General features: G+C 59.2%; 18 protein-coding genes. 12 read left to right on the top strand and 6 right to left on the bottom strand.

Features of this window, described 5'->3' with window-relative positions; genetic code table 11:
* Window positions 1-37: 37 nt before the first annotated feature.
* The 3 genes from AC1DXO_RS04895 (at window position 38) to AC1DXO_RS04885 (ending at window position 8,456) form a co-directional block, all read left to right on the top strand.
* On the top strand, window positions 38-3,715 hold the full coding sequence (locus tag AC1DXO_RS04895) for a hypothetical protein (RefSeq protein WP_476976974.1): 3,678 nt from the start codon (window positions 38-40) through the stop codon (window positions 3,713-3,715).
* A gap of 26 nt (window positions 3,716-3,741) precedes the next feature.
* A complete protein-coding gene (locus AC1DXO_RS04890; RefSeq protein WP_476976973.1) occupies window positions 3,742-8,052 on the top strand; it encodes a hypothetical protein in 4,311 nt (1,436 codons plus the stop codon).
* A 269-nt stretch (window positions 8,053-8,321) separates the two neighbouring features.
* Entirely contained in the window at window positions 8,322-8,456 is a 135-nt protein-coding gene (locus AC1DXO_RS04885) for a hypothetical protein (RefSeq protein WP_476976972.1), read from the top strand.
* 326 nt (window positions 8,457-8,782) lie between these two features.
* On the opposite strand, the gene AC1DXO_RS04880 is transcribed toward AC1DXO_RS04885, so the two are convergent.
* The gene (locus AC1DXO_RS04880; protein WP_476976971.1) at window positions 8,783-9,151 is read right to left on the bottom strand and encodes a hypothetical protein; all 369 of its coding nucleotides are present in this window, start codon (window positions 9,149-9,151) and stop codon (window positions 8,783-8,785) included.
* The gene (locus AC1DXO_RS04875; RefSeq protein ID WP_476976970.1) at window positions 9,148-12,189 is read right to left on the bottom strand and encodes a type ISP restriction/modification enzyme; all 3,042 of its coding nucleotides are present in this window, start codon (window positions 12,187-12,189) and stop codon (window positions 9,148-9,150) included. The genes AC1DXO_RS04880 and AC1DXO_RS04875 overlap by 4 nt, the downstream gene beginning before the upstream one ends.
* 215 nt (window positions 12,190-12,404) lie before the next feature.
* On the opposite strand from AC1DXO_RS04875, the gene AC1DXO_RS04870 reads away from it, so the two are divergent.
* Together AC1DXO_RS04870 and AC1DXO_RS04865 are read left to right on the top strand one after the other, a co-directional pair.
* Window positions 12,405-13,799, top strand: a complete 1,395-nt coding sequence (locus AC1DXO_RS04870) for a hypothetical protein (protein WP_476976969.1) — start codon at window positions 12,405-12,407, stop codon at window positions 13,797-13,799.
* Between the two features lie 603 nt (window positions 13,800-14,402).
* Entirely contained in the window at window positions 14,403-15,365 is a 963-nt protein-coding gene (locus AC1DXO_RS04865; protein WP_476976968.1) for an AraC family transcriptional regulator, read from the top strand.
* A 14-nt stretch (window positions 15,366-15,379) separates the two neighbouring features.
* Here the strand turns inward: AC1DXO_RS04865 and AC1DXO_RS04860 are convergent, their stop codons facing one another.
* Complete coding sequence (locus AC1DXO_RS04860; protein WP_476976967.1) at window positions 15,380-16,759, bottom strand: cytochrome P450; 1,380 nt, start codon at window positions 16,757-16,759, stop codon at window positions 15,380-15,382.
* Between the two features lie 411 nt (window positions 16,760-17,170).
* Here AC1DXO_RS04860 and AC1DXO_RS04855 point away from each other — a divergent pair, with 411 nt between their 5' ends.
* From AC1DXO_RS04855 to AC1DXO_RS04840, 4 genes are all read left to right on the top strand, one after another.
* On the top strand, window positions 17,171-17,842 hold the full coding sequence (locus AC1DXO_RS04855) for a LolA family protein (RefSeq protein ID WP_476976966.1): 672 nt from the start codon (window positions 17,171-17,173) through the stop codon (window positions 17,840-17,842).
* Window positions 17,843-18,044: 202 nt separating this feature from the next.
* Window positions 18,045-18,860, top strand: a complete 816-nt coding sequence (xth, locus tag AC1DXO_RS04850) for an exodeoxyribonuclease III (RefSeq protein ID WP_476976965.1) — start codon at window positions 18,045-18,047, stop codon at window positions 18,858-18,860.
* An 87-nt stretch (window positions 18,861-18,947) separates the two neighbouring features.
* Window positions 18,948-19,250, top strand: a complete 303-nt coding sequence (locus AC1DXO_RS04845; RefSeq protein WP_476976964.1) for an ArsR/SmtB family transcription factor — start codon at window positions 18,948-18,950, stop codon at window positions 19,248-19,250.
* On the top strand, window positions 19,234-19,680 hold the full coding sequence (locus AC1DXO_RS04840; RefSeq protein ID WP_476976963.1) for an SRPBCC family protein: 447 nt from the start codon (window positions 19,234-19,236) through the stop codon (window positions 19,678-19,680). The genes AC1DXO_RS04845 and AC1DXO_RS04840 overlap by 17 nt, the downstream gene beginning before the upstream one ends.
* A gap of 383 nt (window positions 19,681-20,063) precedes the next feature.
* Here AC1DXO_RS04840 and AC1DXO_RS04835 read toward each other — a convergent pair whose 3' ends face one another.
* On the bottom strand, window positions 20,064-20,750 hold the full coding sequence (locus AC1DXO_RS04835; protein WP_476976962.1) for a response regulator transcription factor: 687 nt from the start codon (window positions 20,748-20,750) through the stop codon (window positions 20,064-20,066).
* 94 nt (window positions 20,751-20,844) lie between these two features.
* On the opposite strand from AC1DXO_RS04835, the gene AC1DXO_RS04830 reads away from it, so the two are divergent.
* Entirely contained in the window at window positions 20,845-21,327 is a 483-nt protein-coding gene (locus tag AC1DXO_RS04830; RefSeq protein WP_476976961.1) for a L,D-transpeptidase family protein, read from the top strand.
* A gap of 2 nt (window positions 21,328-21,329) precedes the next feature.
* Here the strand turns inward: AC1DXO_RS04830 and AC1DXO_RS04825 are convergent, their stop codons facing one another.
* Window positions 21,330-22,019 carry a YggS family pyridoxal phosphate-dependent enzyme gene (locus AC1DXO_RS04825; RefSeq protein WP_476976960.1) on the bottom strand — a complete coding sequence of 230 codons (690 nt, stop codon included), beginning with the start codon at window positions 22,017-22,019 and terminating at the stop codon, window positions 21,330-21,332.
* Between AC1DXO_RS04825 and AC1DXO_RS04820 the strand changes: the two genes are divergently transcribed.
* Window positions 22,013-22,660, top strand: a complete 648-nt coding sequence (locus AC1DXO_RS04820) for a thiamine phosphate synthase (protein ID WP_476976959.1) — start codon at window positions 22,013-22,015, stop codon at window positions 22,658-22,660. The genes AC1DXO_RS04825 and AC1DXO_RS04820 overlap by 7 nt on opposite strands.
* A 67-nt stretch (window positions 22,661-22,727) precedes the next feature.
* Here the strand turns inward: AC1DXO_RS04820 and AC1DXO_RS04815 are convergent, their stop codons facing one another.
* Window positions 22,728-23,180: an NtrZ family periplasmic regulatory protein gene (locus AC1DXO_RS04815; RefSeq protein ID WP_476976958.1), complete on the bottom strand. Its 453-nt coding sequence runs from the start codon at window positions 23,178-23,180 to the stop codon at window positions 22,728-22,730.
* A 494-nt stretch (window positions 23,181-23,674) separates the two neighbouring features.
* Here AC1DXO_RS04815 and AC1DXO_RS04810 point away from each other — a divergent pair, with 494 nt between their 5' ends.
* A complete protein-coding gene (locus tag AC1DXO_RS04810; RefSeq protein ID WP_476976957.1) occupies window positions 23,675-24,199 on the top strand; it encodes a DUF3576 domain-containing protein in 525 nt (174 codons plus the stop codon).
* Window positions 24,200-24,251 lie beyond the last annotated feature (52 nt).

Below are 24,251 nucleotides of genomic sequence, written 5' to 3'. Positions count from 1 at the left end.
CTTCACGATTTGATCCGAAGATCGATGAGGGGGCACTATGTCCGAGAAGAAGCGCGGCAACGGAACCCCGGCAAAGCCAAAGACAAAAACGTCCGGACCGGTCAGGACCCTGACCGAGGAAGTGCGCCTGACGCGCCGCCTCATGGTCGGCTGGCTTCTCGCCGCCGGTGGCGCCACGCCCGCCCTGGCCCAGGCGCCAGCCGCGCAGACCCGCGCCAAGCCCGTGCTGACGACGCAAAAACCGGAGCTGACGAAGCGCGCCACCAACCCCGACCGGCGCCGGGTCATCTATTCCGCCGTCCAGGAAGACCTGACCGAGTTCACCCTATTGCGCCCCGACGACCTGCTGGTCCTGCACGTCACACTGCACAATCTGGTGGTGACAGGGCCCGCGACCGCACGCAAGATCAAGAAGGTTGGTTCAGGCCCGGCCCTGATGGTCTTCGGTCTGCAACCCCAGGCGATCGCCGAACGAACCTATCCCGACACCCTGGGCCAGGACATGCCCAAGGTCGACCGCAACGGCGAAGCCTCGGGCAAGGATGCCGGTGACGGTTACAAGATCAACAAGACCTCCGTCGCCGACAGCTATATGTCCGGGCCGTCGCGCATTGCCTGTATCGCCCCATCCGGTTTTTCCGCGATGGATTTCCACGTCAAGGAGGTGCTCGATGCCTGCTCGACCTGGAAGCTCAACCTCGATGCACGCGCCACACCGGCGCCGGTCGTCATGCCTGAGGCCCATGCCTTCGACCGCATCGCAAACCGCATGGCCAAGATCGCAACGGCCCAATCCACTGGCCTGCATGGCCTGGGCGCGGGCGCCGAAGCGCTGCTGACACGCGCCGCCGACCTGGTCGCCGAGGCCATTGTCGCTGCCGCCGCGCGCGGCGACGCACTGACCGACGCGACGATCGACGCCATGATCAACTACGAGGTTAACGCGACCCTTGGTCTCGATCCTGAGTCCAGCCCAAAGTACAAACCCGTTCAAAAATGGGCGCGGCCGGATCTGAAGGCCACAGCGAATCTGTATGTCAGCGCCAAGGCCGTTCAAAAAATAGCGCGGAGAAGCGATGGCGGCCTGGTGCTGCAGTATGTTCCAGGACTGGAGGCAGGCCTCGGCGACATAAAGATACTCGAGACCTTCCCGCACGCCCCCGCGGACGATGTTACCGACCTGGAAGTGCCGTTTCACCTGCACATGACGCCGCTCGCGACCGCCGGCTTCAGCCACGCCACCGGCACGGTGTTCCACGACACGCCGTTCGCCGAACTGTGGCATACGCGCCTGGGTACCCGCGTCGGCGAGTGGATCATCAGCAACAATCCCGAACCCCTGCGCGCCATCTGGGCCGATGACGAGTCGATGGACCCCAAGGGCGAAGACTGGGCGCTGAACCACAAGGACCGCGCCGACATGGTCGGCCTGATGTCGGCCCCCAAGGGATTTCTCGGCGGACCCTTCACATCGCGGCCGGCCATGGCCAAACATCTGCGGCTGACCGCGCTGGGCGCCTCGCTCGAAGCGGAAGGCATCTGGCCCGACCATCTCAAGGGTCCGACCAAGTCCGATATCTCGCAATGGAAACACATCACCTCGATCGGCCGCGACCAATATGTCCGTGTCATCTATGAAGGCTTCCTGTTCCCGCTCGGCCATGCCGCCGCCCTGATCAAGGTCTCGGAACGCAAGTTTTCACAACAGGCCGGCGGCGGCCGCGTCGCCGGGCTGATGCAGAAATACTATATCGTCGTCCGCCAGCATGTCCGCGACTATCCCGCCGACAACCAGATGTATAAGGGCCGCGATTTCCCTTTTGTCAGCGTCGAGATCACCACCCAGCAGACCCCCGACCTGAAGGCACCGGTCGCCATCAGCGACCCTGACATGGCCAGCTACTATCCGGGCGGCAGCAACACCTGGTACCAGACCTTCTGGCCCGAGCCGATTGTCGGCACGGCCGAAGTCAAGTTTCACATGGTGGCGACCGATTCCGCGGGCCGCAAGACCGTCTTTGACATGCCGCTGATCTTCGTCGCCGGCTCGCGCAACGAAACCGCCGACCTCGCAAATGTGGTCAAATACTATAACAAGTCAGCCCAGGCCAGCCGTCGCCATCCGTCGCTCAAAAATGCCCTGATTCGTTTCAGCCCCAATACCGATGCCGGCGGTGCGCCCCTGGCCGAGGGCGAAAGCGACTACCACGCCAGCGAAATCAAGTTCTTGAGCTCGGTTGCCACCGGCCCCGGCGCCGACGGCAGCGCGCTCTTCTATCCCGGCGTCGAAGACGCAACGATCGAAATCCCGTCGGTCAAAAACCTGCTCGGCACGAACAAGACGCCGGTCGTCAAATACCATCAGCGCTTCCTGCAAGGCGGCTTCGACGACGCCAGCAACCCGGCCCAGATGGTGTTCAAGTTCGCGCCTCAGGGCGTTGCCCAGAACGCGTCGAATCCGACCGACAAATACGGCGGCCTTCTGTCGCCCAACCTGGCGCCCGACGGCCTGTCGCGCAAGCTGGGCGCCGTCACCAATACGGCAACTATCGAAGCCGGGACCTTCAACCCCGCCACGGCCCTGTCTGGCGCCAAGCTGCTGGGTTTCGTGCCGCTCGGCGAAATTCTCAATCAGGTCACCGGCATCGCCAGCAGTGCGGCGGGCGTGCCGCAATTGACCACCGTCACCAACGGCGAGTCGGTCACCTCGACCTATACCCTTAAACAGACCATCACGACGCCGTTTCCGAAGGCCCCTGCCCAGTCCCTGTTCGTCCCGTCCCCATCGGGTTCGGAACTGAGCATCGTCTCGACCGTCATGGTGGCCAAGGCCGGCCAGACGCCACAGTCGAGCGTCGAGGCCGAGCTTAAGAAATTCAAGATCAACCTGTTCGGCTTTATCATCCTCAACTTTACGTCACTGAACATGACGATAAAGCCGGGCACCAAGCCCGACATCAACCCGGTGCTCGACGGGACGAACGGCGTCATGTTCGGCGGACCGCTGGAATTCCTCAACAGCTTCCGCGACATCATTCCCATGGGCGGGTTTGCCGATCCGCCGGGACTGGATGTGACGCCAGGCGGGATAACGGCCAGCTACAGCCTGGCCCTGCCCAATATCGGCGTCGGCGCCATGACCTTGCAGAACCTTAGCCTGGGCGCCGGTTTCGACCTGCCGTTTACCGGCGACGGCCCCAGCGCGCGCTTCAACTTCGCCGAACGCCACAACCCGTTCAACCTGACGATTTCGCTGTTCGGCGGCGGCGGTTTCTTTGCCATCACCCTCTATACCGGCGGCGTCAAGGAACTGGAGGCTTGCCTCGAATTCGGCGCCCAGATTTCCATCGACCTCGGCGTCGCTTCGGGCGGCGTCTATGTCAAGGCCGGCTTCTATTTCCGCTGGGTCGAATCGCCGTCAAAGTCCGTGACCTTCGAGGGCTATATCGAGATGGGCGGCCATCTCAGCGTGCTGGGCCTGATCACGGTCAGCCTGGTCTTCCATCTGGGCCTGACCTACGAAAAGACCGAAGGCCATACACGGCTGTTCGGCACCGCGACCCTGACGGTCGAGATCGACATCCTGTTCTTCTCCATCTCGCAGGATGTCTCGGTCGAACGTGAATTCTCCGGCTCCGACGCCGACCCGGCCTTCATCGATTTCGTTCCAACCGAAAGCGTGTGGGCCGACTATTGCGACGCCTTCGCCGCCTGATCCACCTGACCCGGAGAACCTGAGACATGCCCGTCACCATCACCGAAAAAGTCATCTGGACGCTGTGCCCCAATGGGGTCGAAGACGGTCAGCTCAAGATAGGTGTATTCATCTCGCCGCGCCTCACCGCCGACGGCAAGGCCACCTTGTCGGCCAGCAGTAACTGGCTGCATTGGACCAGTGTGCTCGATGCCGCGGCCTTTCAGCTCACCCTGACCCAGGGGGGCATCACCAAGACCGTCAAGAACGGCGACATCACCCGTGTTTCGCGCACCAACCGCAGCGCCTGGGCCTCGCTTTTTCCCGGCGAAACCCCGCTAAAATCATTCAGCTTCACCGATCTGCGCAACAAGCTGTTCCTTAGCTATCCCGTCGCCCAGATGGCAGCCCATTTCGAAGAGGTCTATGGCAAGCTCGGGTTTAGCGCCAAGGAAGGCGCCATGCCGGCCCCGCAGGATCTTATCGATGCCGGCGTGCCACGCGGCATGCCGGGCAGGCGCTCCACCAAGGAGATGCTGGACTTTCTCAAGAACCCTCCGGCTGCCGGCAAGCCACCGGTCAGCAGCAGTAACAGTACGCCCGGCATGTACGACGTCTTCTCGTTCTACCACGCGCCCCTGATGGAGCCGGAACGCAAGACCTACAACAAGAAAGGCCCGGACGACCCGCGCGAATACGCCACCTGGGACGGCTACAAGTCGCGAAAAATGCCCAGTCCCGACCGCCTGGTCGAGCGGACGGACTTTCACCGTATCGCCGCCGCCGTCAGCAATTACGAGATGCTGTCGCGTCTCTGCGGCCTCGTCGTCGACCTGACCATACCGCTCAGCACCCTGGTAACGGCTCCGATGCTGGTGGCCGGCCAGGTCAAGATCCAGCTGTCCGTGACGCGCAAGGGCCAGGCCGCCCCCCTGCCCATCGACACCTTCCCGACCACGCTCTGCACCCTGGACCCGGTGGCCAAGGTGTTCGATCCCAAGGCCATGACGCCCGCCACCTATGACGGTCGCTTCTATAACCTCCAGTCCGGCGGCCTCGACCTGATCCAGCTCGATGTCGACGGCGCGGCGCACAAGACAATGCAGGTCGCGGGCTCCCTGCCCAACATTTCCGTGCTCGCGGTAAACGATGACAATCTCTACGACCAAACACAGCCCGAGGTTGGCGCACCCGCCCTGCGCTCCGCCGGCATCATGCTGGCCAAAACCGACCGCAAGAATGACGTCCAGAAAAGCGTCGACCGCTCCGGTCAGCTGAACGACCCGACCAAGCCCAACGGTACGGGCATTATTCCCGACCTGTACACCGAGGACCTGCTTCGTGGCTTCCGCGTCGATATCGCCGAGCTCGCACCCAGCGGCGCCCAGGGCCCGTGGCATTCCCTGTGCCAGCGCAACGTCATCTATACCCTGCTGAAGCCCGGCGGCATGCCCGGCGACTTCAGCCCCTATGGCTGGACGGAACAGGGCGGCACCATAACGGGTCCCTCGCCAGTCGAGGAAGGCGTGCTCAGCCTGGCCCTCACCTCCACACCCGACAACACCAATCCCGAGGTTTACAAGCTGCACGAAGGCCTGTTCGCCTGGCGTGGCTGGAGCCTGTGCGCCCCGGAGCCCAGCCTGTCCCTGCGTGCCCATGCGGCCGTGCCTGACGGCCCGACCGAGGCCGACCGCCACCGCGCCATGGTCGGCCCCTCCTCTGCCGAAGTACCACCCGGTCTGCCGCTGCAAACCGAGTTCCGTGTCGCCAAGGGCAGCCTGCCGAAACTGCGCTTCGGCCATCGCTATGTGACGCGCCTGCGCACGGTCGACCTGTGCGGCAATTCGGTACCCTATACAGCTACCGCCAAGAACAATCCCAACAGCGTGTCGAAGGGCATTACCTACCTGCGTCACGAACCGGTCGAGACCCCCGTCCTCACCCTGCTCGGCAACGACGGGGTGGAGGCCGGCCACGACCTGACCACCACGCCCGCTGTCGTCATCGGTGCGCCGAAACAGGGCGAATCGATGGGCCGACTGGCCGTGCGCACCTTCAATGTCGATCCGATCAAGCCGGCCGATCCGCCCAATCCGCAAAAGATCGCCCGCAACCTGGCGCCCGGCCGCGTCACCCAGCGTTTCGCCGAAACCCACGGCGTGCTCGACACGGCCGGCAAGATGAGCAAGGACGCCTACGCCATGCTGGCTCAGCGTGACGTCGCTTTTCCGGCCGTCGCCCTGCCCTCGCTCGAAGTCCCGTCCGACAAGGCGACCAGTTACAGCGTCGCCGAAAAGAAGTTCAGCCTGCCCTACCTGCCTGACCCCTATGCCCTGGGCATCATGGTCCGTTTGCAGGTGCTGGGCGCCAAGACATGGCAGGACCTGAAGGTGCCCTTCTACGGTCCGAACTTCGTACAGACCGATACACCGAAATGGCCCGATTCCGAGCCTGTCCTGATCGAGGGCAGCGCTACCTACGCCGCCTTGAAATGGGACGCTGCCAACCGCGTCATCCAGATACCCATGCCACTGGCCTGCCGCCAGAGGGTCCGGCTCAGCTGCATGATCCCGGAATTCGCCATCGACCGCATGGCTATGTGGGCGCTGATCGTGAAGACGGCCCAGGACAAGAAGCAGGACCCGGGCCATGTGCGCGAGTGGATTCGCGCCGGGAAGCACTGGATGTTCACCCCGTGGCGCGAGATCGAATTCGTCCACGCCACCCAAAAGCCGCTCATTGCGCCGGCTTTCGAAACCTTCGCGCCGGCCAGGGGAACGCTCGGCCAGCTCGACGCTATAGCACCTGTCCTGGCGACACCGCTCGACAGCAAATCGACGACTCGCCTCGACATCAATGCCAGCTGGAGCGAACCCGAAGACAACCCCATCGAAATCGCCGCCAAAAACTTCCCGATCGTTCGCGACCACGCCATGCACGTTCATCAGCAGACCATTGCCCGGACCGAAAGTCTGGGCGGTCATTACACGCTGCAGGGCATCATCCACAGGTTCACCGACACGCGATATCGCCGCGTCACCTACGCCATGGACGCCGTATCGCGCTTCAAGGAGTTCTTCGAGCCCGAGATCCGTAACAGCGAGGACAAGACAAAGGTCACGGACGCCAAGCACGCCGTACGCTGGATCTACAACACGGCCCCGCCCCCTGCGCCTGACATTCTTTACGCCATACCGACCTTCGGCTGGCTGCGGCCCGAGGGCAAGACGGCCTCCAAGCGCACCGGCGGCATCCGCATCTATCTCAACCGTCCCTGGATGGCGACGGGCTACAACGAAATGCTGGCCGTCCTGCTGCCCAATGCCGGTTCGGCCGAGGCCAGCAGCGACGACGCGCGCAACAAGCCCTTCGTTACCCAATGGGGTCGCGACCCGATCCGCCTGTCGGCCGATATTCCGACCAACAGCCCGCCTGCCGCGGCCTTCACCCTGGCGCGCACCAAGGGTCCGATTCCCGCTCCGGGCACCGATTTCCCGACAGTCGAAGGCAGCGACCTGGCGCCCGGCGTCTTCGCACCGGAAACTTTGAACGGACTCACCGTACCGGGCCAGGACGGCCTCTATACCGTCGCTCCGCACCAGGTGGGTTTCGACACGGACCGCCAGCTCTGGTACGCCGATATCGCCATCGCCATGCCGAAGGGCAGCTACTTCCCCTTTGTCCGCCTGGCCGTGTCACGTTACCAGCCGACCTCGATCCCCGGCGCCCACCTGTCGTCTTCGGTCACCTGCGATTTCATGCAACTGAGCGCCGACCGTATCGCCGTGGTCGTACCGATCGGTACCGATGGCAAGCTGTTCCATGCCTTCGTTTATGGCGACCAACCCAAGGAGCCGCTCGTCGAGGGTATCGTGCATTCCAAGGTCGGCGAGATCACGTTCCAGTGTCAGGTCCTCGACAAGGGTCTCGATGAGGTCATGGGCTGGCGTGACTACTATATCGGCGACGGTGAGAAGCTCGTGGCCGTCGATGTGACCTATAACTACGACCCCTCCACCGATCCGGCCTCGACCGCGAAGGCCAATCAGATCGCCGGTCAGTTGGCAGCCGCCAAAATCAAACTACCCGAGCCGAAATCGACCGGCGGCAAGGCGGGTCAATTCGGCCAGGTCGCGCTGCCCGACCAGCAGTTCACCACGACCGGGCCCCAGCCTATCTGGCCGGTACCGACCCTGCTGAGCCACGGCGTCATCATCGCACCGCATATTCCGTCCTCGACGCGGCGCCGTGTCCTGATCACCGAAACCGAGCGCTATCCCATCGCGCCGCCGCTCAATCACGAGGAAGATCCACCCTTCGGCGAACGCATCGTCTACGCCGAAGGCATCGAATTCTAGGGGCAAGCCCCTAGAACCGTAACTCGACAGCGCAGCGACTTTGCCTTGGGCTTGCCTGACCTTACTTATACATCCCCGGCGCGGAGCGACGGGGAGGGGGCCCGCACGAGCGCGAGTTGGCGAAAGCCAATGAGGCGTGAGATGTGGGGGTGGGGTTTCTTGCTTACTTAATACTCTGAACCAATCACGCCAAATAATCGCGCCTTCGAATGACATCTGACTTTCGACAAACCTGGTCAATTCTTAAGCTGTATATAATTGGCGGCCGAATGGTCGGCGACTTTGGCTTCGACGATGCCATCGATCTCTACTTGGAACTTCATCCCGAAGCCGAGGAAGCAGAGCTGCGCGCCAGATTGGTCGCCGATTTAGCTCATGCTGAGAAGACCGGTGAATACCGCTGAACTGACTTCTCATTTTCGCCAGTTAGACGCGGTCGACCAGCGCCAGACTCGGAGTTTTACAGGCCGTTCAGGAACCAGATCGCCAAAGATTTACCAGATTGGTCGTCTTTTTGCACACATTGCAATAGCCTCGCCCGCGATCCAGCCAGCCCTCAGCCATAAGGCGATTGTTGATGGGATTGACCGTTTTTTCAGGATAACCCAGCACCTGTTCGATGCAGTTATCGCACAAAGGCTCAGGCGGGACCTCAAGCAGTCGCATCACCCTGTTTCGAATCTCGTTCCTCGACATATGTGCCTCGTGGTCTTGTAGTCTGTCTGACAATCTATCCCATGGCTTCATCAGTGCCAGGCTTCCATCGCTTGATGAAATCCGGGAACCGATCATGAAGTTCGACCAAGTCTTGTCCATTGATCGGCTTCAAGGTGCCGTCGGGCAACTCAACATATATTTGCCCCTCATAACTTCGTGTCGCCCTGCCAAGCACAACCACCCGTTCCACCGCTACGTAGACAGGCCCGCTCTCGACTCGGGCTTTTAATCGCGCAATTCGGTCGATCAGCGCGGCATTGCCAGGATCGAGCGGCAAGGCCGATTCCAGATCATAAATTTGCTGAAGCGGTTCACCTGTCTGGTCCGCCATTCCGGCCAGGGCCGCCGACAAAGCCCTTTCGGCTTCACGACGCGCACTCATCGCTTCAGGTCTCGCATGGCATCCGTAATCGCCGCCGTCCGCACGCTGACCGTCGTTACGCGTCGCAACAAGTCTATGACCTGTTCCTTGTAGTCGGCAAACCGGTACGTGTTGAACTTCTCTCGGATCGTTTTGTCCTTCGGTGTCTTCTCCTTGTACTGGTCCAAGACCCAATCAATGGCACTGCGATTGCCCAGCCGGTAGTTCCACGCCTGCGGCGGAACACCGGTCAGCTTGGTTTCGCTGTCGAGCGTGATGACCCCTGTATCATGGTCGGATTTCAACTTGGACATTGGCGTCAGCCCGGCCTCACGCGCCTTGGCATCAGGGGTATCCACCTGCTCGAGAGCATATGGCTCTACCGCCTCATAGCCGATATGCAAGTCGAGCAGCGCTTTCCCCCAATCGCGCCAGCGCGCAAAATCGTTATAAAGCGGAACACGCGGGAACTCCCGTTTCAGGTTTTGCGCATAGGATTCGCGATAAATTGGGTCGTGCAGCACAGCATAGCAATAGGCGAAAATATCGTCTTTGCTGACCTTCGCATCTTTGCCAAAACGTGTTTGGAACTGCTTCAGCCCCCAGTCTGTGATATTCTCAATTTGATCGCCTTCATAAGTGTAGCGATATCGGACAAGTAAATTTGACTTTTCTACGGCTTCATAATCTTGAGGACCGTTTCCCGAAAGAACCTGAAAAGGCTTAGAGGATGAGGTTCCGGATATCGATATATAAGCTGTTTTCTTTTCTCCGCGCTTGCCGAAGGCGGCCTCATGATCAGTATAGAATATGTCGCTATACGTTTTTATCCAAAGAAAATGCTTTTTAACAAATGGCCTCCACAAAGAACATACAGTTACATTTTGTAAATCTAATGTTTGTTTGCGTGAAAGCTTTGCCTTTAAGTCGCGACTCCATTTTATAGACAGATCAAATTCTTCGTTGGCTTTTTGGCTTAAAAAGCGGTCTGTAAAATAGGTCGCTTTTTCAGCCAATATGGCTGAACCGAAATCATACACCCATTCGTCACGGTTAGTTTTAATACCACTAACATAATCTTTGAATATTGCCCTCTCATGTACCTTAGTTTTTGCCGCTTTAGTTCTTTTGTCAGCTATAGGAATTAAATCATCCCAATCGTTATTTGTTAGGTTTACCCAGTTATTTTTCTTGTCCGGTTCTATTTTTTCAAATTTTGTGCCTGATAGTTTTGCGTTCGACAAAAAGCTAAGCTTTTCTTCCGCAGTATCGAACTCTGGCCGACATGTGTAGAAAATCTTACAACCCTTTTGTTTGTGGCGTTTCACAAAAAACGAAATGGCCACGCCGGTCTGGATACCGAAAACGTTATGCTTGGTACCAGATAGCTTTGGATTGGCGCGCACATCTCCTCCCAGATCTACAACGTAGATTTCGTTGAATTCCTCGGCCACCACCTTGCGAAACCCGTCGAACGTCCGGCTGTCGATAAACGAACGGTTGGTGATAAAGGCCAGAACTGCGTCATCGTGCAACCGATCCGATGCCCAGCGAAAAAAACGTGCATACATGTCGTACAGCTTGGTCTTCTGCGCCGTCGACTGTTTGATATAGGTTTCCTTAATACGCGCGTCGATCCGCTCATATGTCCGGTTTTTGTTGTTATCGTTCTCATTCTGCTGATTGGCATTATAGGGTGGATTGCCGATAACGACACTGATCTTGCGGCCGTTCTGGCGTTTAATCCGCGCCACGTTTTCATCCGACATGGCGCCGAACAGATCGTGCTGGTGCCCGCTACGGATACCTAACCCGGCCACATTATCCAGCGTGTCGACAAAGCACAGGCTGGGAAATTCGGCGAACTGACCGGTGATCGCGGCATAGGTCGCTTCGATATTGAGGTTGGCAACATAGTAAGGCAGAATGGCTACTTCGTTGGCGTGCAGTTCTTCCTTGTACTTGTAGGCCAGCTTCTCGGGCTGGCCGCGGAAATGCTCGATCAGCTCGCAGATAAAGGTACCCGTTCCCGTCGCCGGATCGAGGATCTGCACATCGCGATCGATCAGGTGCTTGCCGAAATGCTTCTGGGTCAGCCAGTCGGCACCTTCAATCATAAAACGAACGATCTCGTTCGGCGTATAGACCACACCCAGACGGTCAGCGGCTTTCGGATTATAGACCTTGTAGAAATTCTCGTAGATCACCTTCAGGAAGGTTTGCTTCTCGCCGTGGTTGGTGATTTGGGCGGCATTGGCTCTGATGGCGGCGTAGTAAGGTTCCAGAGCCTTTAGCGTGTCCCGCTTCACGCCACCGGTAAAGAACTTGGCTTCCAGTTCATAAAGTGCGTGCGCAATATTGTTCTCGCGGTGAAAGTCGCCTTCATTGAAAACATGGGTGAAGATTTCCTCAGTCAGGATATGCTGGATCAGCATTTCGAAAATATCCGCCTCGGTTACCGACGGATTGATGGTCGATTTGGCCTGGATTAGAAATGCAGCCGCCGCGTCTTTGAAAGGCTGGTTGCTGGCATAGGCCGTGGCAATCCGCGCCCGCAAGGCCTCCAGCACTGCAGGCAGGTCCTGCGTGAACTGTCGAACAGCCTTACGGAAATCGGCAATTTCCTGCCGCTCATAGCCAAAGAACAGTCTGACCAATCGCCCCAGATGCTCGACATCCGTCATCGATGCGCGCATCACCTCCTGCCGGTTCTGGATCAACACGGCAGTATGCGAGTTCTCGAAGATGATATTGTCCTGCGGATAGCCCTTGGCCAGCTTCTTGCGGATTTCATCATCCAGATCGTCGGCCGTGTCCTTGGCCTCCCAATAGCCCAAGGGCACGCGCAGATCATGCAGGATGGTACCGTCAGGGCGGATCAGGTTTTTCTGCGTCGACTGGAAACCGTACTGGCTGACAAATACCAGGTTGCTCTGCTTTGACCACGCCTTAAGCAAGTCCTTGAACGCTTCGGACACGACGCCTTCCGTGAGGCTGCCAGAAATTTTCTTCAGCGTGTCCAGCTCGTTAAGATACTGATGAATCAGCAATTGGCTCACTATGTGTCCCTACCCAAAAACGTGCCCGATACAGGCACGAGTTGCGGATAGGGTCAATAAGCCCGGGAATTTTAGCGGCAAGGCGGAGAACGGCGGAACTTCATTGCCGCGCAATCTTTACCGAACGCCTTGATGATTTGGGCGTTATGCGACAGTCCTTCCGCAACCATGCCATAACGTGTAGCCTGTCACAAAGTCAAACAAGGCAGGGGCGCATGTACGGAAAAATAACGGCTTTGCTCGCGGCCGCATTTGTAACGGCGATCCCCGTCCAGGCCAGCGATAACGACTGGCACAACCTAACGCCAGCCACCGACGACACCGTCATCGACGCCAACCCACTACAGGGACTGATCGAATGGCACGGCAAAGCCATCGTGCCCGTATCTCGTCCGGCCAGCGAACATTATTTCCGCCTGCCCTGGGCCGTCCTCGAACCCCAGGAAGGCGTTTACGATTTTTCCACCATCGAACAACAGCTAACCAAACTGAAACCCGGCGAACGGATCGCCTTCGGGCTGATGCCGCTCGATACCTGCTGTAGCCGCACCGGCGTGGATATCCCGCGCGACCTGATCGACCGCTCGTCCAAAGGCTTCTGGGTCAAGGCCGATCCGCGTAGCTGGCAGCCCATCGACCGCGTCTTCGTGCCCGACTGGAACGACCCGGTCTATATCGCCCGCTGGCGCGCCCTGTGGGCTGAGATCGGTAAACGCTACGACGGCGATCCGCGCATTGCCTGGGTCGATATACGCGCCTACGGCAACTGGGGCGAAGGCCACATGGCCGGCAGCTCCGTCTACACCTGGTCGCAGATCCCGTACGGCGATCCCACCGTCAATCTCAAGGGCGCGGAGCCAGGCACGCTGGAAACGCGAACCGCCCTGTCCATGGCGATCGTCGACGCCCTGCCGCACACGCGCCTGTTGGCCATGACCGACGACAAACCCGTACTGACCCATCTGTTGCGGCTGAATACATCCATCCCCATCGGTATGCGTCGCGACAGCTGGGGCGCCAAATGGTTCGAGTCAGGCTTCATTCCTGACGATCTAGCTGACGCCGAAAAGTCGCTGATCCGCGAACGCTGGAAGACGGCGCCCCTCATCGTCGAATCCTACGGCTGGAAACTGGTCTTCGAAGCTGGTTACGACGGCATCACACGTCAGGTCGAGGACTACCACATCGCCGCCATCGGCAATAATGGCTTCAATGTCCAGGCGTGGACGGAACTGAACCCCGACGAACAGGCCGCTCTGGTTCGCGCCGCCGGCCGTACCGGCTATCACTATGTCCCGGTCTCGATCCACTACCGCAAGAGCGACACATCCTGCCCGTTACAGGTCGAGATCGCCTGGCGCAATGATGGCGTTACGCCGCTCTACGAGCCATGGACCGTGCAGTTGCGACTCGATAAGGCCGTATATAACGCCACTCTGCCGTCCCTGCTTCCCGGCGACACGGCCGCAAGCCAGCTGTGCCTGCCGCAATCACCAAGCGCGGCGTCGCACCTCATCCTGCAGGTCATCGACCAAGGCGGCCGAACCATGCAACTGCCGCTGAAGGGTGGCCCGGGTGGTCTCTATGACCTCGGCGAAATCACAAACTGATCGAAACTCCCAGGTGGGGCGAGAATCCTTTGGCCAAGTGATGTCGCGCAACGCGGTGACGGCACGTCTTCCACAGTGGAATTTTTCGGCACGAAAAGCACGAAAATCAGAAAAGCACGAATGCAAAGCGAACCGAAATGCTCTTCGCCCGAAGGGCAATGATTAGGCATGCGGAAAATTGTGTGAACACAAAGCGCTTCGCGCGGAAGATAGTAAAGCCCTGAATTTTGGTGTTTTTCGACTTCGTTCGTGCTTTTCGTGCCGAAAAATTCCACTGTGGAAGACGTGCCGTCACCGCGTTGCGCGGATCATTTTACACCCACTTGGGAGTCACGACTGATCATACCATATCGGGGGCTTGTCCCTTCTCCTCGACTGAGAGGAGAAGGGGGCCAACAGGCGGCGCGGGGCGGCGAGCCTGAACCGTTTTCGCGAATAGAATGGCAAATGATAATGACTGGGCAAGCTGGGGCATGTCACCGTCACGCATGGATCGGACCATTTTGGGCGCACAGACGCCGTGCGTCGATTGCCAGGCGCGCAATCGCCTTGCGTTTCCGCGAGGTAAACTGATACAGATGACGCTCGCCGGAGCGTAATTCCGTGGCCAGACTCGTTTTCTCCTCGCACGACCTGGACCCGCGTCTGACCGCGCAACATCGGGCGCGCGCCTGGTCCGAAAGCCTGATGGCCGGTGGCTACAATGGGCATCCCATCATACCGGAGACGGACGACGGCTTTTACGGCGTCACCGATGTGCGGTTATCCGGCCCTTCCATGATCTGCCGCTGCGCCTCCAGCAGCCTGATCGTTCGCCGTGAACCCGCCCACATCGCTCGCGATCTCGACGACCGCGTGATGATTTTCTTCAATGCCGGTACCGTTAAGGTCAATACGCTGCATCTTGGCCGCAGCACCGACCTGGCGCCGGGCGAAGCCGTCCTGCTGACCCAGGAAAATCCGCAAGCTTTCGACGCTTCGAAATCCGGCGCCGCCCTGGGACTGATCCTGCCGCGTGAAGCTATTGATCATTGGCGTCGCGAGGCCCATGACCTGGCCGGGCACCGTCACGACTACACATCGCCGGTCTTCCGCATGATGCGCACCTATTGCCAGTTGCTGGCCGATGACGGGGAGGTCTTGTCACCGGAACAGGGCGAGATGATGCGCCGTCACGTTGTCGATCTGCTGGGGCAATGGCTGGGCGCCGGCGACGCAGGCCGGACGTCGTCCGAAGACGCTTCGCTGTCGGCGCGCTTTACGGCCATCCGCCGGTTGATGCGTCGCCAATCCGCCGACCCGCAGCTGGACATCGCCAGTGTGGCACGGCAGATGGGCCTGTCATCGCGCATGGTGCAGCACGTCCTGACTGTATCGGGCACCAGCTTTTCGGTTCTGCTGAACCGCCTGCGCTGTACCCGCGCCGCGGTCATGCTGGCGGATCCGGCCTATGCGAACACGCGCCTGCCGGATCTGGCCCTGGCCTGCGGCTACGCCGACTACTCCCACTTCTTCAGGGCCTTCCGGCGCCACAGCGGCGCTGCGCCCTCGGATCTGCGCCCCTGACAATCCACAACCCGTCAGGTCTCGATCGCCTCCAGCCTGAACCACGGATCGCGATCTGGCACCGTTGCCAATCGGAACACCGGCAGCACAGGCCGGTCGTCTTCCGGCACCAACCGGTACCGCCCCAGCAGGCTGGCCAGCACCATCTGAGCCTCGACCACGGCAAACCCGCCACCGATACAGATGCGCGGCCCGACCCCGAACGGCAGATAGCTGTCCATACTGGTCCATGGCGAAGGAATCCCCGCAAAGCGATCCGGCATGAAGGCCGTCGGCATGTCCCAGTATTTGCGATGGCGATGGATAACGAACGGGCTCATCCACACCTCTGTGCCAGCGGTGATCGCCTGACCCATGATCACATCATCGGCCATGGCCTTGCGCACCACATAGGCCACCGGCGGATAGAGCCTGAGCGCTTCCAGAAGCACATTGCGCAGCCGCGGCCAGTGGCTCAGGTCCGCCATCTCCGTTACCTTCTCGACCGGAAACGCCCGCACCTCCGCGCGCACCCGCGCCTGCTCGGCCTGATCCAACCCCAACAGGTACGAAGCCCAGAACAGCAGCCGTGACGTCGTCTCGAACCCGGCCGCCAGCAGGGTCGCGCACTGGTCGCGGATCTCCCCGTCATCGATCGGCGCGCCGGTCTGTGCATCACGCGCTGCAAGCAACAGGTCCAGCAGGTCGCCCCGTTTGCGCCCCTCATCCGCGCCCGACACGCGTCGTGCTGAGATCACCTCGTCGACCAAAGCCCGCCACTTGCGCTGGAAAGTCCGCCGCGCGCCGAAGGCCCAGCCATATTGATCCTCTGTCGCGGCAATCGCATCCAGCACCGTCGGCCGCCCCGCCCCTTCCAGGTAATTGCGCGCCAGCCGCGTTATCCCCGCCCGGCCTTCGTCTGCCGGCAGAGAAAACAACGCCTTCAGCACGGCATCCAGGGCCGTCCGGTGAAACACCTCGGTCAACCGCGTCCGTGTCGCCCCTTCCAGACGCCCGATCATATCCCTGGCCGCCGACTGAAAGTGCGGCAACAGATCGCCGATCGCCGCCGGACTGAAGACCGGCGCCAGCATCCGCCTTTGCCGCCGCCAGCCGTCGCCCTCCGACAGAAAGACACCTTCGCCCATCACCGGGCGAAACAATCGCGCCTGAATGACCGGCCGGACGTAATTGTCCATATTCGTCTTCATGACGTGATGGATGGCCGTCGGATCGGCCACGGCTACCGTATCGATACCGAACGCCTTCGCCCGCCCGAAGGTACGCTCGAATGCCTCCTCAGAATAGACACTCAGCGGATTGATGAAAAACTGCGGCAACCACCGCCATTTCGGCAGCGGTCTGGCATGGACCTTATGGGCCGGCGGAACGATCGGGGGCGTGACAGCTTCCATGGTGCCACTATGGGCGGGGTAATGGGGGCAAGCAAGGCGGCAAAAGGCTGCACCCTGGGCGCTTATTCACGTGAATCTGGCCTTCAAATTCAAAAAAGACCACAAACTTGATCAAAACGGCGAATCACTTGATATTCAGTTGTTTGCGCTCAAAATCAATTATTGCGAATTTACCTTTCGTTAATCATTTTGATTAAGGAATTTCCATCAACTATTGACGATTTTTCGCGTCTGAAAGCGTGTTTTTCACCCATTTTAACGAAATTTCGCGCGACGCGTCACTCTGAACCGTCTGTTCACCCCGGCTTCATTCCATGGCCACAAAGCGGCGGTGTCGTGACTTTTTCGCGCCCTTGAATTGCCGCGACGCCCCTTTACGGTCTAAGACACAAGATAAATTAAGGTAACACCATGACAGACCTGACCCGCCGTTTTCTCCTTTCCGGATCGCTGACTGCAGCGCTGCTCAGCGCCGCGCCGGCTATGGCCCAGGGTGGTAAAAACCAGTTCGACAGCCTGATCTCGCCGCCCAACTTTAATCCCGCGGACAAGGCGCGGATTCAGAAGGCGACGGCCTATCTCCAGGCGCTGGGCACCGGCCAGGGCCGTTTTGAACAAACGGATTTCCGCGGCCGCATCACCAAGGGCAACTGGTTCCTGCAGCGCCCTGGCAAGATCCGTTTCGAATACGATGCGCCCTATTCGGTGCTGATCGTCTCCGACGGCAACAAGGTCAAGATGTGGGATCCGCGCCTGAAATCCTTCGACCAATATCCGCTGAGCGAGACCCCGCTGTCCTTGTTTCTGTCGAAGCAGATTCGCTTCGACCAGGGCGTGGTCATCACCCAGGTGTCGTCCAATGCCACGGGCTTTACGCTGAAAGCACGCGACCGGCGCAAGCAGGTCGAGGGCTCTGTCGTCCTCGTGTTCGATCAGGCGGCCAATGGCGCCGTAACCCTGCGTGAATGGACGGTGACCGACGCCCAGAACCGCGGCACGCGCGTTCACCTGACCAGTTTTGCCGCCGGTGTCAGTCTGAAGCCGGACCTGTTTGTGCTCAACAAGCCGCAGGTAAAAAAATAATTCCGTTCTGAAGATTTCGCTTGCGAATTTTTTCAAGCGTGCTATTTTTCACACATGGAATTGGACGGCGGTCTGTTTCCGAGCGTGCGTTTTTCCCTTTTTTCTCTTCGTGTTATGTGCCAAAATCTTGCCCGGTCCGCTACCACGGATCGGGTTTTTTGTTATTTTACCGACACTTAGCTGTCAGGAAATCAATCTACATATGCGACTTTCGCTCGTCACCTGGAATGTCAATTCCGTTCGCCTGCGCATGCCGCAAATCCGTCAATTTCTCGCCCAGACAGGCGTTGACGTCATTTGCCTGCAGGAGATCAAGTGCCAGACGCACGAATTCCCCTATGAGGCCTTTCACGAGCTGGGTTTTCCGCACATTCACGTGGCCGGTCAAAAAGGCTGGCACGGCGTCGCCCTGGCGTCGAAAGTGCCGTTCGAGGTCATGGATAATCCGCCCTTCTGCCGGCGTGGCGAGGCCCGCGCCCAGGCGATTCAGATAAAAGGCGCCGCCGATCATCCAGTCGATATCTGGAACTTCTACATTCCGGCCGGCGGCGACCTGCCCGAACGGACGGCAAACGACAAGTTCGATCACAAGCTCGAATTTTACGAGCGCATGAGCGGGCACCTGAAACAGCGCAATCACGACCATCCGTTGCTGATCTGCGGTGACCTGAACATTGCTCCGGGCGAATTCGATGTGTGGAGCCACCGCCAGATGCTCAAGGTGGTCAGCCATACCCCCATCGAGATCGAAACCTTCGAGACCTTCATCGCCTCGGGAGACTTCCACGATCCGTTCCGCGTCGCCTATCCCGATCCGGAGAAGATCTTCACCTGGTGGAGTTACCGGGCCGCCGATTATCGCGCCTCCAATCGCGGCCTGCGCCTGGATCATATCCTGTTCAACCCGGCCCTGATGGCGCGGTTGCACGGCGACATTACCGCCAGGATTCATGACGATGTCCGCGGCTGGACCCAGCCCAGCGACCACGTGCCGGCCCAGGTGGTGTTCGAAATCTGACGAGGCGGCTTGACCGTAACCGCGTGGTTACACTATAACCGTAACTCAATGGTTACGAAAATAAAACTTCGGGAAGATGATGACGCCGTGTTCGCCGCCCTGGGCGATGCGAACCGCCGGAATATCCTCACACTTCTGGTACGCCGGCCGGCGGCGGTGCACGATCTGTCGGACATGTTCCGCATCAGCCGGCCTGCCATTTCCAAACATCTGAAGGTGCTGCGCGAAGCCGGCCTGGTCAGCCTGCAAAAGCAGGGCACGGAAAACATCTACGTGCTCGAAACCGAACGTCTGCGTCTGGTCGAAGCCTGGCTGCGCCAGTTCTGGCAGACGCGTCTTCTTGATCTCAAAACCCTCGCGGAAGGAAGCTGGCATGACAGAGAAGCTTGAACCGATCCGGCATAGCCTGACGGTCGATGTGCCCATGGCCCACTTGTGGCGTGTGATGACCGAACCGGAAACGGTCGCCCAGTGGCTCGGCTGCCTGAACTATTCGGCGCGGGTCGGCCATACCTTCCACATGCAGCCCGATCCGGCCAAGCGCGCCGCCAATGATCTCAACGGCGCCACCTTCTGCGATGTCGAGGCGCTCGATGCGCCGGATCATTTTGCCTTCAGCTGGTATATGCCCGGAACGCCCAAGACCCACGTGTCACTGCGCCTGACAGCTTTGGATGCGACTCGCACGCAGCTGGACCTCATTCATGACGGCTGGGATCAGTTTCCGGCGGACATGGTCCGCGCCATCCGCGATGGCCTGGCCAATGGCTGGGGCTCGATGGTCCTGCCTGGCCTGGTACGTCTGGCCAAGGCGACCTAGGTTTTCCACCTGCTGTGACGAGAATGCGGGTGCATTTCTATCGTGCTTAAGCGTGTATGCACGTCGTCTACAGTGGAATCTTGGATCACGAAAAGCAGAAAAGCACGAAAGGGACTAAGAAGCCCTGCTTAGCCCGAAGGGCATTCAATCCAGCTCCTAGCCGTGGGCGCAGAAAGAAGGCGCTTCGCGCGGGAGATCGTAACACCCTAAATATTCGTGCTTTTCTGCTTTTGGTGCTTTTCGTGATCCAAGATTCCACATCCAAAGACGCGCATCCACTAAGTTGAGCGAACTTACACGATTGGCAGCAGCTACTGCATAACCCTTCACTGAGTCGCGGATCTGCCAAGAAAAAACCGGAGCCTTGCGACTCCGGTTTGATCTTAAAACTGCAACCTGTAGCCACCGGCATCGGTCATCAATAGCCGTGCATTGGCGGGATCGGGTTCGATCTTCTGCCGCAGCCGGTAGACATGGGTTTCCAGCGTATGGGTGGTCACCCCGGCATTATAGCCCCAGACCTCGGTCAGCAGCTCTTCGCGTGAGATCGGCTTTCCGCCGGCGCGATAGAGATATTTGAGAATATTGGTTTCCTTCTCGGTCAGCCGCGTCTTTTTCTGCGTCTGATCGACCAGGACCTTCAAAGCCGGCTTGAACTCATACGGCCCGATGCGGAAGGTGGCGTCTTCCGAGGTCTCGTGCGAGCGCACCTGAGCACGGATTCGCGCCAGCAGGACGGCAAAACGAAACGGCTTGGTGACATAGTCATTGGCGCCGGCGTCGAGGCCCAGGATCGTATCCGAATCCGAGGTCTGACCCGTCAGCATGATGACCGGTGTGGTCAATCCGCCCTTGCGCAGCAGGCGGCAGGCTTCGCGGCCGTCCATATCCGGCAGATCGACATCCAGCAGGATCAGATCGGCATTGACGCTCTTGCCGAGACGCAGGCCTTCTGAGCCGTTGGCGGCCTGAATAACCTTGAATTCCTCATGAAGTTCCAGCTGCTCGGCCAGGGCTTCGCGCAGTTCATCATCATCATCGACTATTAGGAGGGTTTTTTGTTGCACCATGATCCTGTATCTTGTGTTTTCTTGTTAGCTTAGACGAAATTGTCACCCAATGGTCAAGGTTTTTACCGCCCAAGCTGCGGACAATACGGCCGCAATGCCTTCACTTTCCCTTGATGAACATAGTGTGCGTTGCGCCCTGGGGAAAGGGGGCGTTACGCTTGCGGCCCAGAAAAGGGAAGGTGACGGCAAATCTCCGGCGGGCAGCTGGCCGATCCGCTATGTCTTTTACCGGCCCGACAGGGTTGCGGTACCCGATAGCCGCCTGCCGCGCGTCGCCCTGTCGCCGGATGATGGCTGGTGCGACGATCCGGCCTCGCCCGACTATAATCGTCATGTCAAACTTCCCTTTGCGGCGAGCCATGAAAAGCTGTGGCGCGATGATCATGTCTACGATCTGATCGTGGTATTGGGTCATAATGATGACCCCCCTGTGCCCGGAATGGGGTCAGCCATATTTCTGCACCTGGCGCGCGACGACTATTCCGGCACCGAAGGTTGCGTCGCTGTGGCACTGGCCGACATGCTCGACTTGCTGAAGAAGGCCGAACCGGGGGATGTCATCGCCATCAATGCCTAATCTCAGCGATGACCGAATATGGCTGATCCGATGCGGATTTCGTTGGATCCGAAGGCCAGCGCCGTTTCGTAATCGTCGCTCATCCCCATGCTGAGATGGGTAATGCCGTTACGCTCGGCGATTTTGCGCAACAGGGCGAAATAGGGACCGCGCGGCCCCTCGATCGGCGGAATACACATCAGTCCGGCAACGCCTAATCCATAGTCTGTCGTGCAGGCCTTTAGAAACGCGTCGGCCTCATGCGGCAGGACGCCGGCCTTCTGCTCTTCCTCTCCGATATTGACCTGGACATACAGTTTTGGATGCCGGCCCTGGTTCTGGATCTCGTCGGCAAGGGCGCGCGCGATCTTGTCGCGATCGACGCTTTCGATGACGTCGAAGAAGGCCACGGCCTCGGCGGCCTTATTGCTTTGTAACGGTCCGATCAGCCGCAACTCCAGGGCGTCGTAATCCCCACGCACGGGCTCCCAGCGTGTCTTGGCCTCCTGGACCCTGTTCTCGCCGAACCGGCGCTGTCCGGCCTCCAGCACCGGCGCGATGACCTCCCATGGCTGGTTCTTCGACACGGCCGTCAGGTAGGCGCTCTCAGCCGAACGACCGGCGGCTTTCAAGGCCTTGTGCATCCTGGCCATGAGCCTAAGATAAGCGGACGCCGAGTCGAACGGCGCGGTATGGGTATCGACCGATGACATACAGGACTCGCTTTCAGTATCTGCTCGACAAGGCCATCGACATAACCCATGACGCGGCGGTGACAAAGCCCTCCGCGACACGTCTGCCGCCGCTTTTTTTCATTACCGATCCGGCGCGCACACCCCATCCCGAAGATATTGCCGCCCAGTTACCGGCCGGCTGCGGCATCATCTACCGCCATTTCGGTGACTCCCATGCTCTTACCCGCGCCCGTCTGCTGCGCCGTATTGCTGACGATCACGGGCTGATCCTGCTGATCGGTGCCGATGAAGACCTGGCTTTGGACTCCGGTGCCGATGGCCTGCATCTGCCCCAGACCGGCCTGTCGCGCGCAGCCGACCTGCATGCCCGGCATCCGCAGCTGAAACTCAGCGCCGCGTGTCATGATATGGCAACCCTGCGCGCCCTGCCTGACGATCTGCCCGTACAGGCACTGTTCGTTTCTCCGGTCTTCCCCAGCCGCAGCCCGTCGGCCCAGGGCGTGCCCTCTTTGGGCGCCAAGGGTGTTCGCGACTTTACCGCTATCACGGGTCTGCCGATTTACGGATTGGGCGGTATCACCTGCGACAACGTCGCCGATCTGCACGATTGTGGATTGTCAGGGATCGGTGCCGTCGACGCGTTTCACCTGGCTGATTAGACAAAAATTCGTTCAACTCAGCGCGAATCTCTTCACGCAGGCGTATTCAGACAGAAATTTTGGCTGATTAAAACTTGAAGGTCGTTTCGAGGCGGACGCGCGGTTGCGTCTTGTCGTTCTTGCCCTGCTTGGGCTCAGGCTTCAGCGGGTCGGATTTTTCACCGAAGCCCAGGGTGCCACCAACGCGCAGTTGCGGGGTCACCTTGTAGAAAGCGCCGGCATCGACGTCGTTAAGACCGGACGGCGCCGTATCGGGCTGGTTGACGTCGAACTTGACGCCCCACTTGCCCTTCAGATTGAATTGATAGACCTTGGACTGGTTTTTTGGAAAACCTGGGGTCTGCTCACTGATATAGCTGCCATTGGTTTGCGACGGCAGGGTGGCAAATCCAGGGACTTCGCTTTGAACCTGCGGCTTTGCGACCTTGGACTGACCGGTTGTGACGGCGTGCGCCATGGTGGCGGAACCGGCAATCGCCAGGACCATCACGGGCATAAGCATCGACACAAAGGGTTTCATCGTTTTGATCTTCAAAGGGCCTGTGCCCCGAACCCGTCTGAAAAGGTTACCCTTTTGAGGTCCCCCTTACATCCAGCCCCGGACGCAATCTGTGTTCTACACACCTATTTAGGCATAGATATGTCAATTCCGGATTAAGGCCAATCGCTACCCCGGTCAATTTCATAAATCCGAAAATAGCACCCCGGATTACATTCCCGCAATTGATGTGTTGAATCGGTCACGGATTCGGCTTCCACATAACGTGGTTACAGCTATTTTTCTTATTGATCGCTTATATTTCACACCTGACGCCAAGTCGCGGCAAAAAACGACTCACACCCCATGACACGCCTTGAATTTGCCGTTCTGTTGATAAAGTTAGAAGGGGCCCTCTTGTCATACCCCCGTTGCGCCATGCTATAGAAGCGGCGGAGCCAGACAGCGGCAACAATAAAACGGGGAATCCGGGCCTTGGGACCACGGGTTCACAACAGATGCGGAGTGATCATTAGATGACGATCAAGCGGACGACAGCCCTGGCCTTGGCTGCATTGGGCGCTGCCCTGTGCTTAAGCGGCTGCTCCAGCATGGGCAAGAAAGCCGACTCTACGGCCTATACGACGCCGGACCCTGCAAACGACAAGATTTCGATCTCCCACCTGTTCGGCGGCGGCAACAAGCAGGCCAAGCAAGCGGCTTACGACCAGCAGGCCGGCATCGGCGTCAACGCCTATCTGTGGCGCGCCTCGCTCGACACCATTTCCTTCATGCCCCTGAACTCGGCCGATCCGTGGGGCGGCGTGATCATTTCCGATTGGTACGCCAATCCGCAAAAGCCGGATGAGCGTTTCAAGACGACCATCTACATCCTCGATGCCCGCCTGCGCGCCGACGCCCTGAACGTGTCGGTCTACAAGCAGGTGCAACAGGGCGGCCAGTGGATCGACGCCGAGGTCTCGCAACAGACCCAGCTCGACATCGAAAACGCCATCCTGTCGCGTGCACGCGAACTACGCCTTTCGGACGTCAAGAAATAAGACGAGCTGTATCTTCATGCTTTAATGGCCGCCGAAGACAGCTTCGGCGGCC

It is taken from the genome of Asticcacaulis sp. P2_C5 (assembly GCF_056404555.1).
This window is presented reverse-complemented; position numbering and strand designations above follow the sequence as displayed.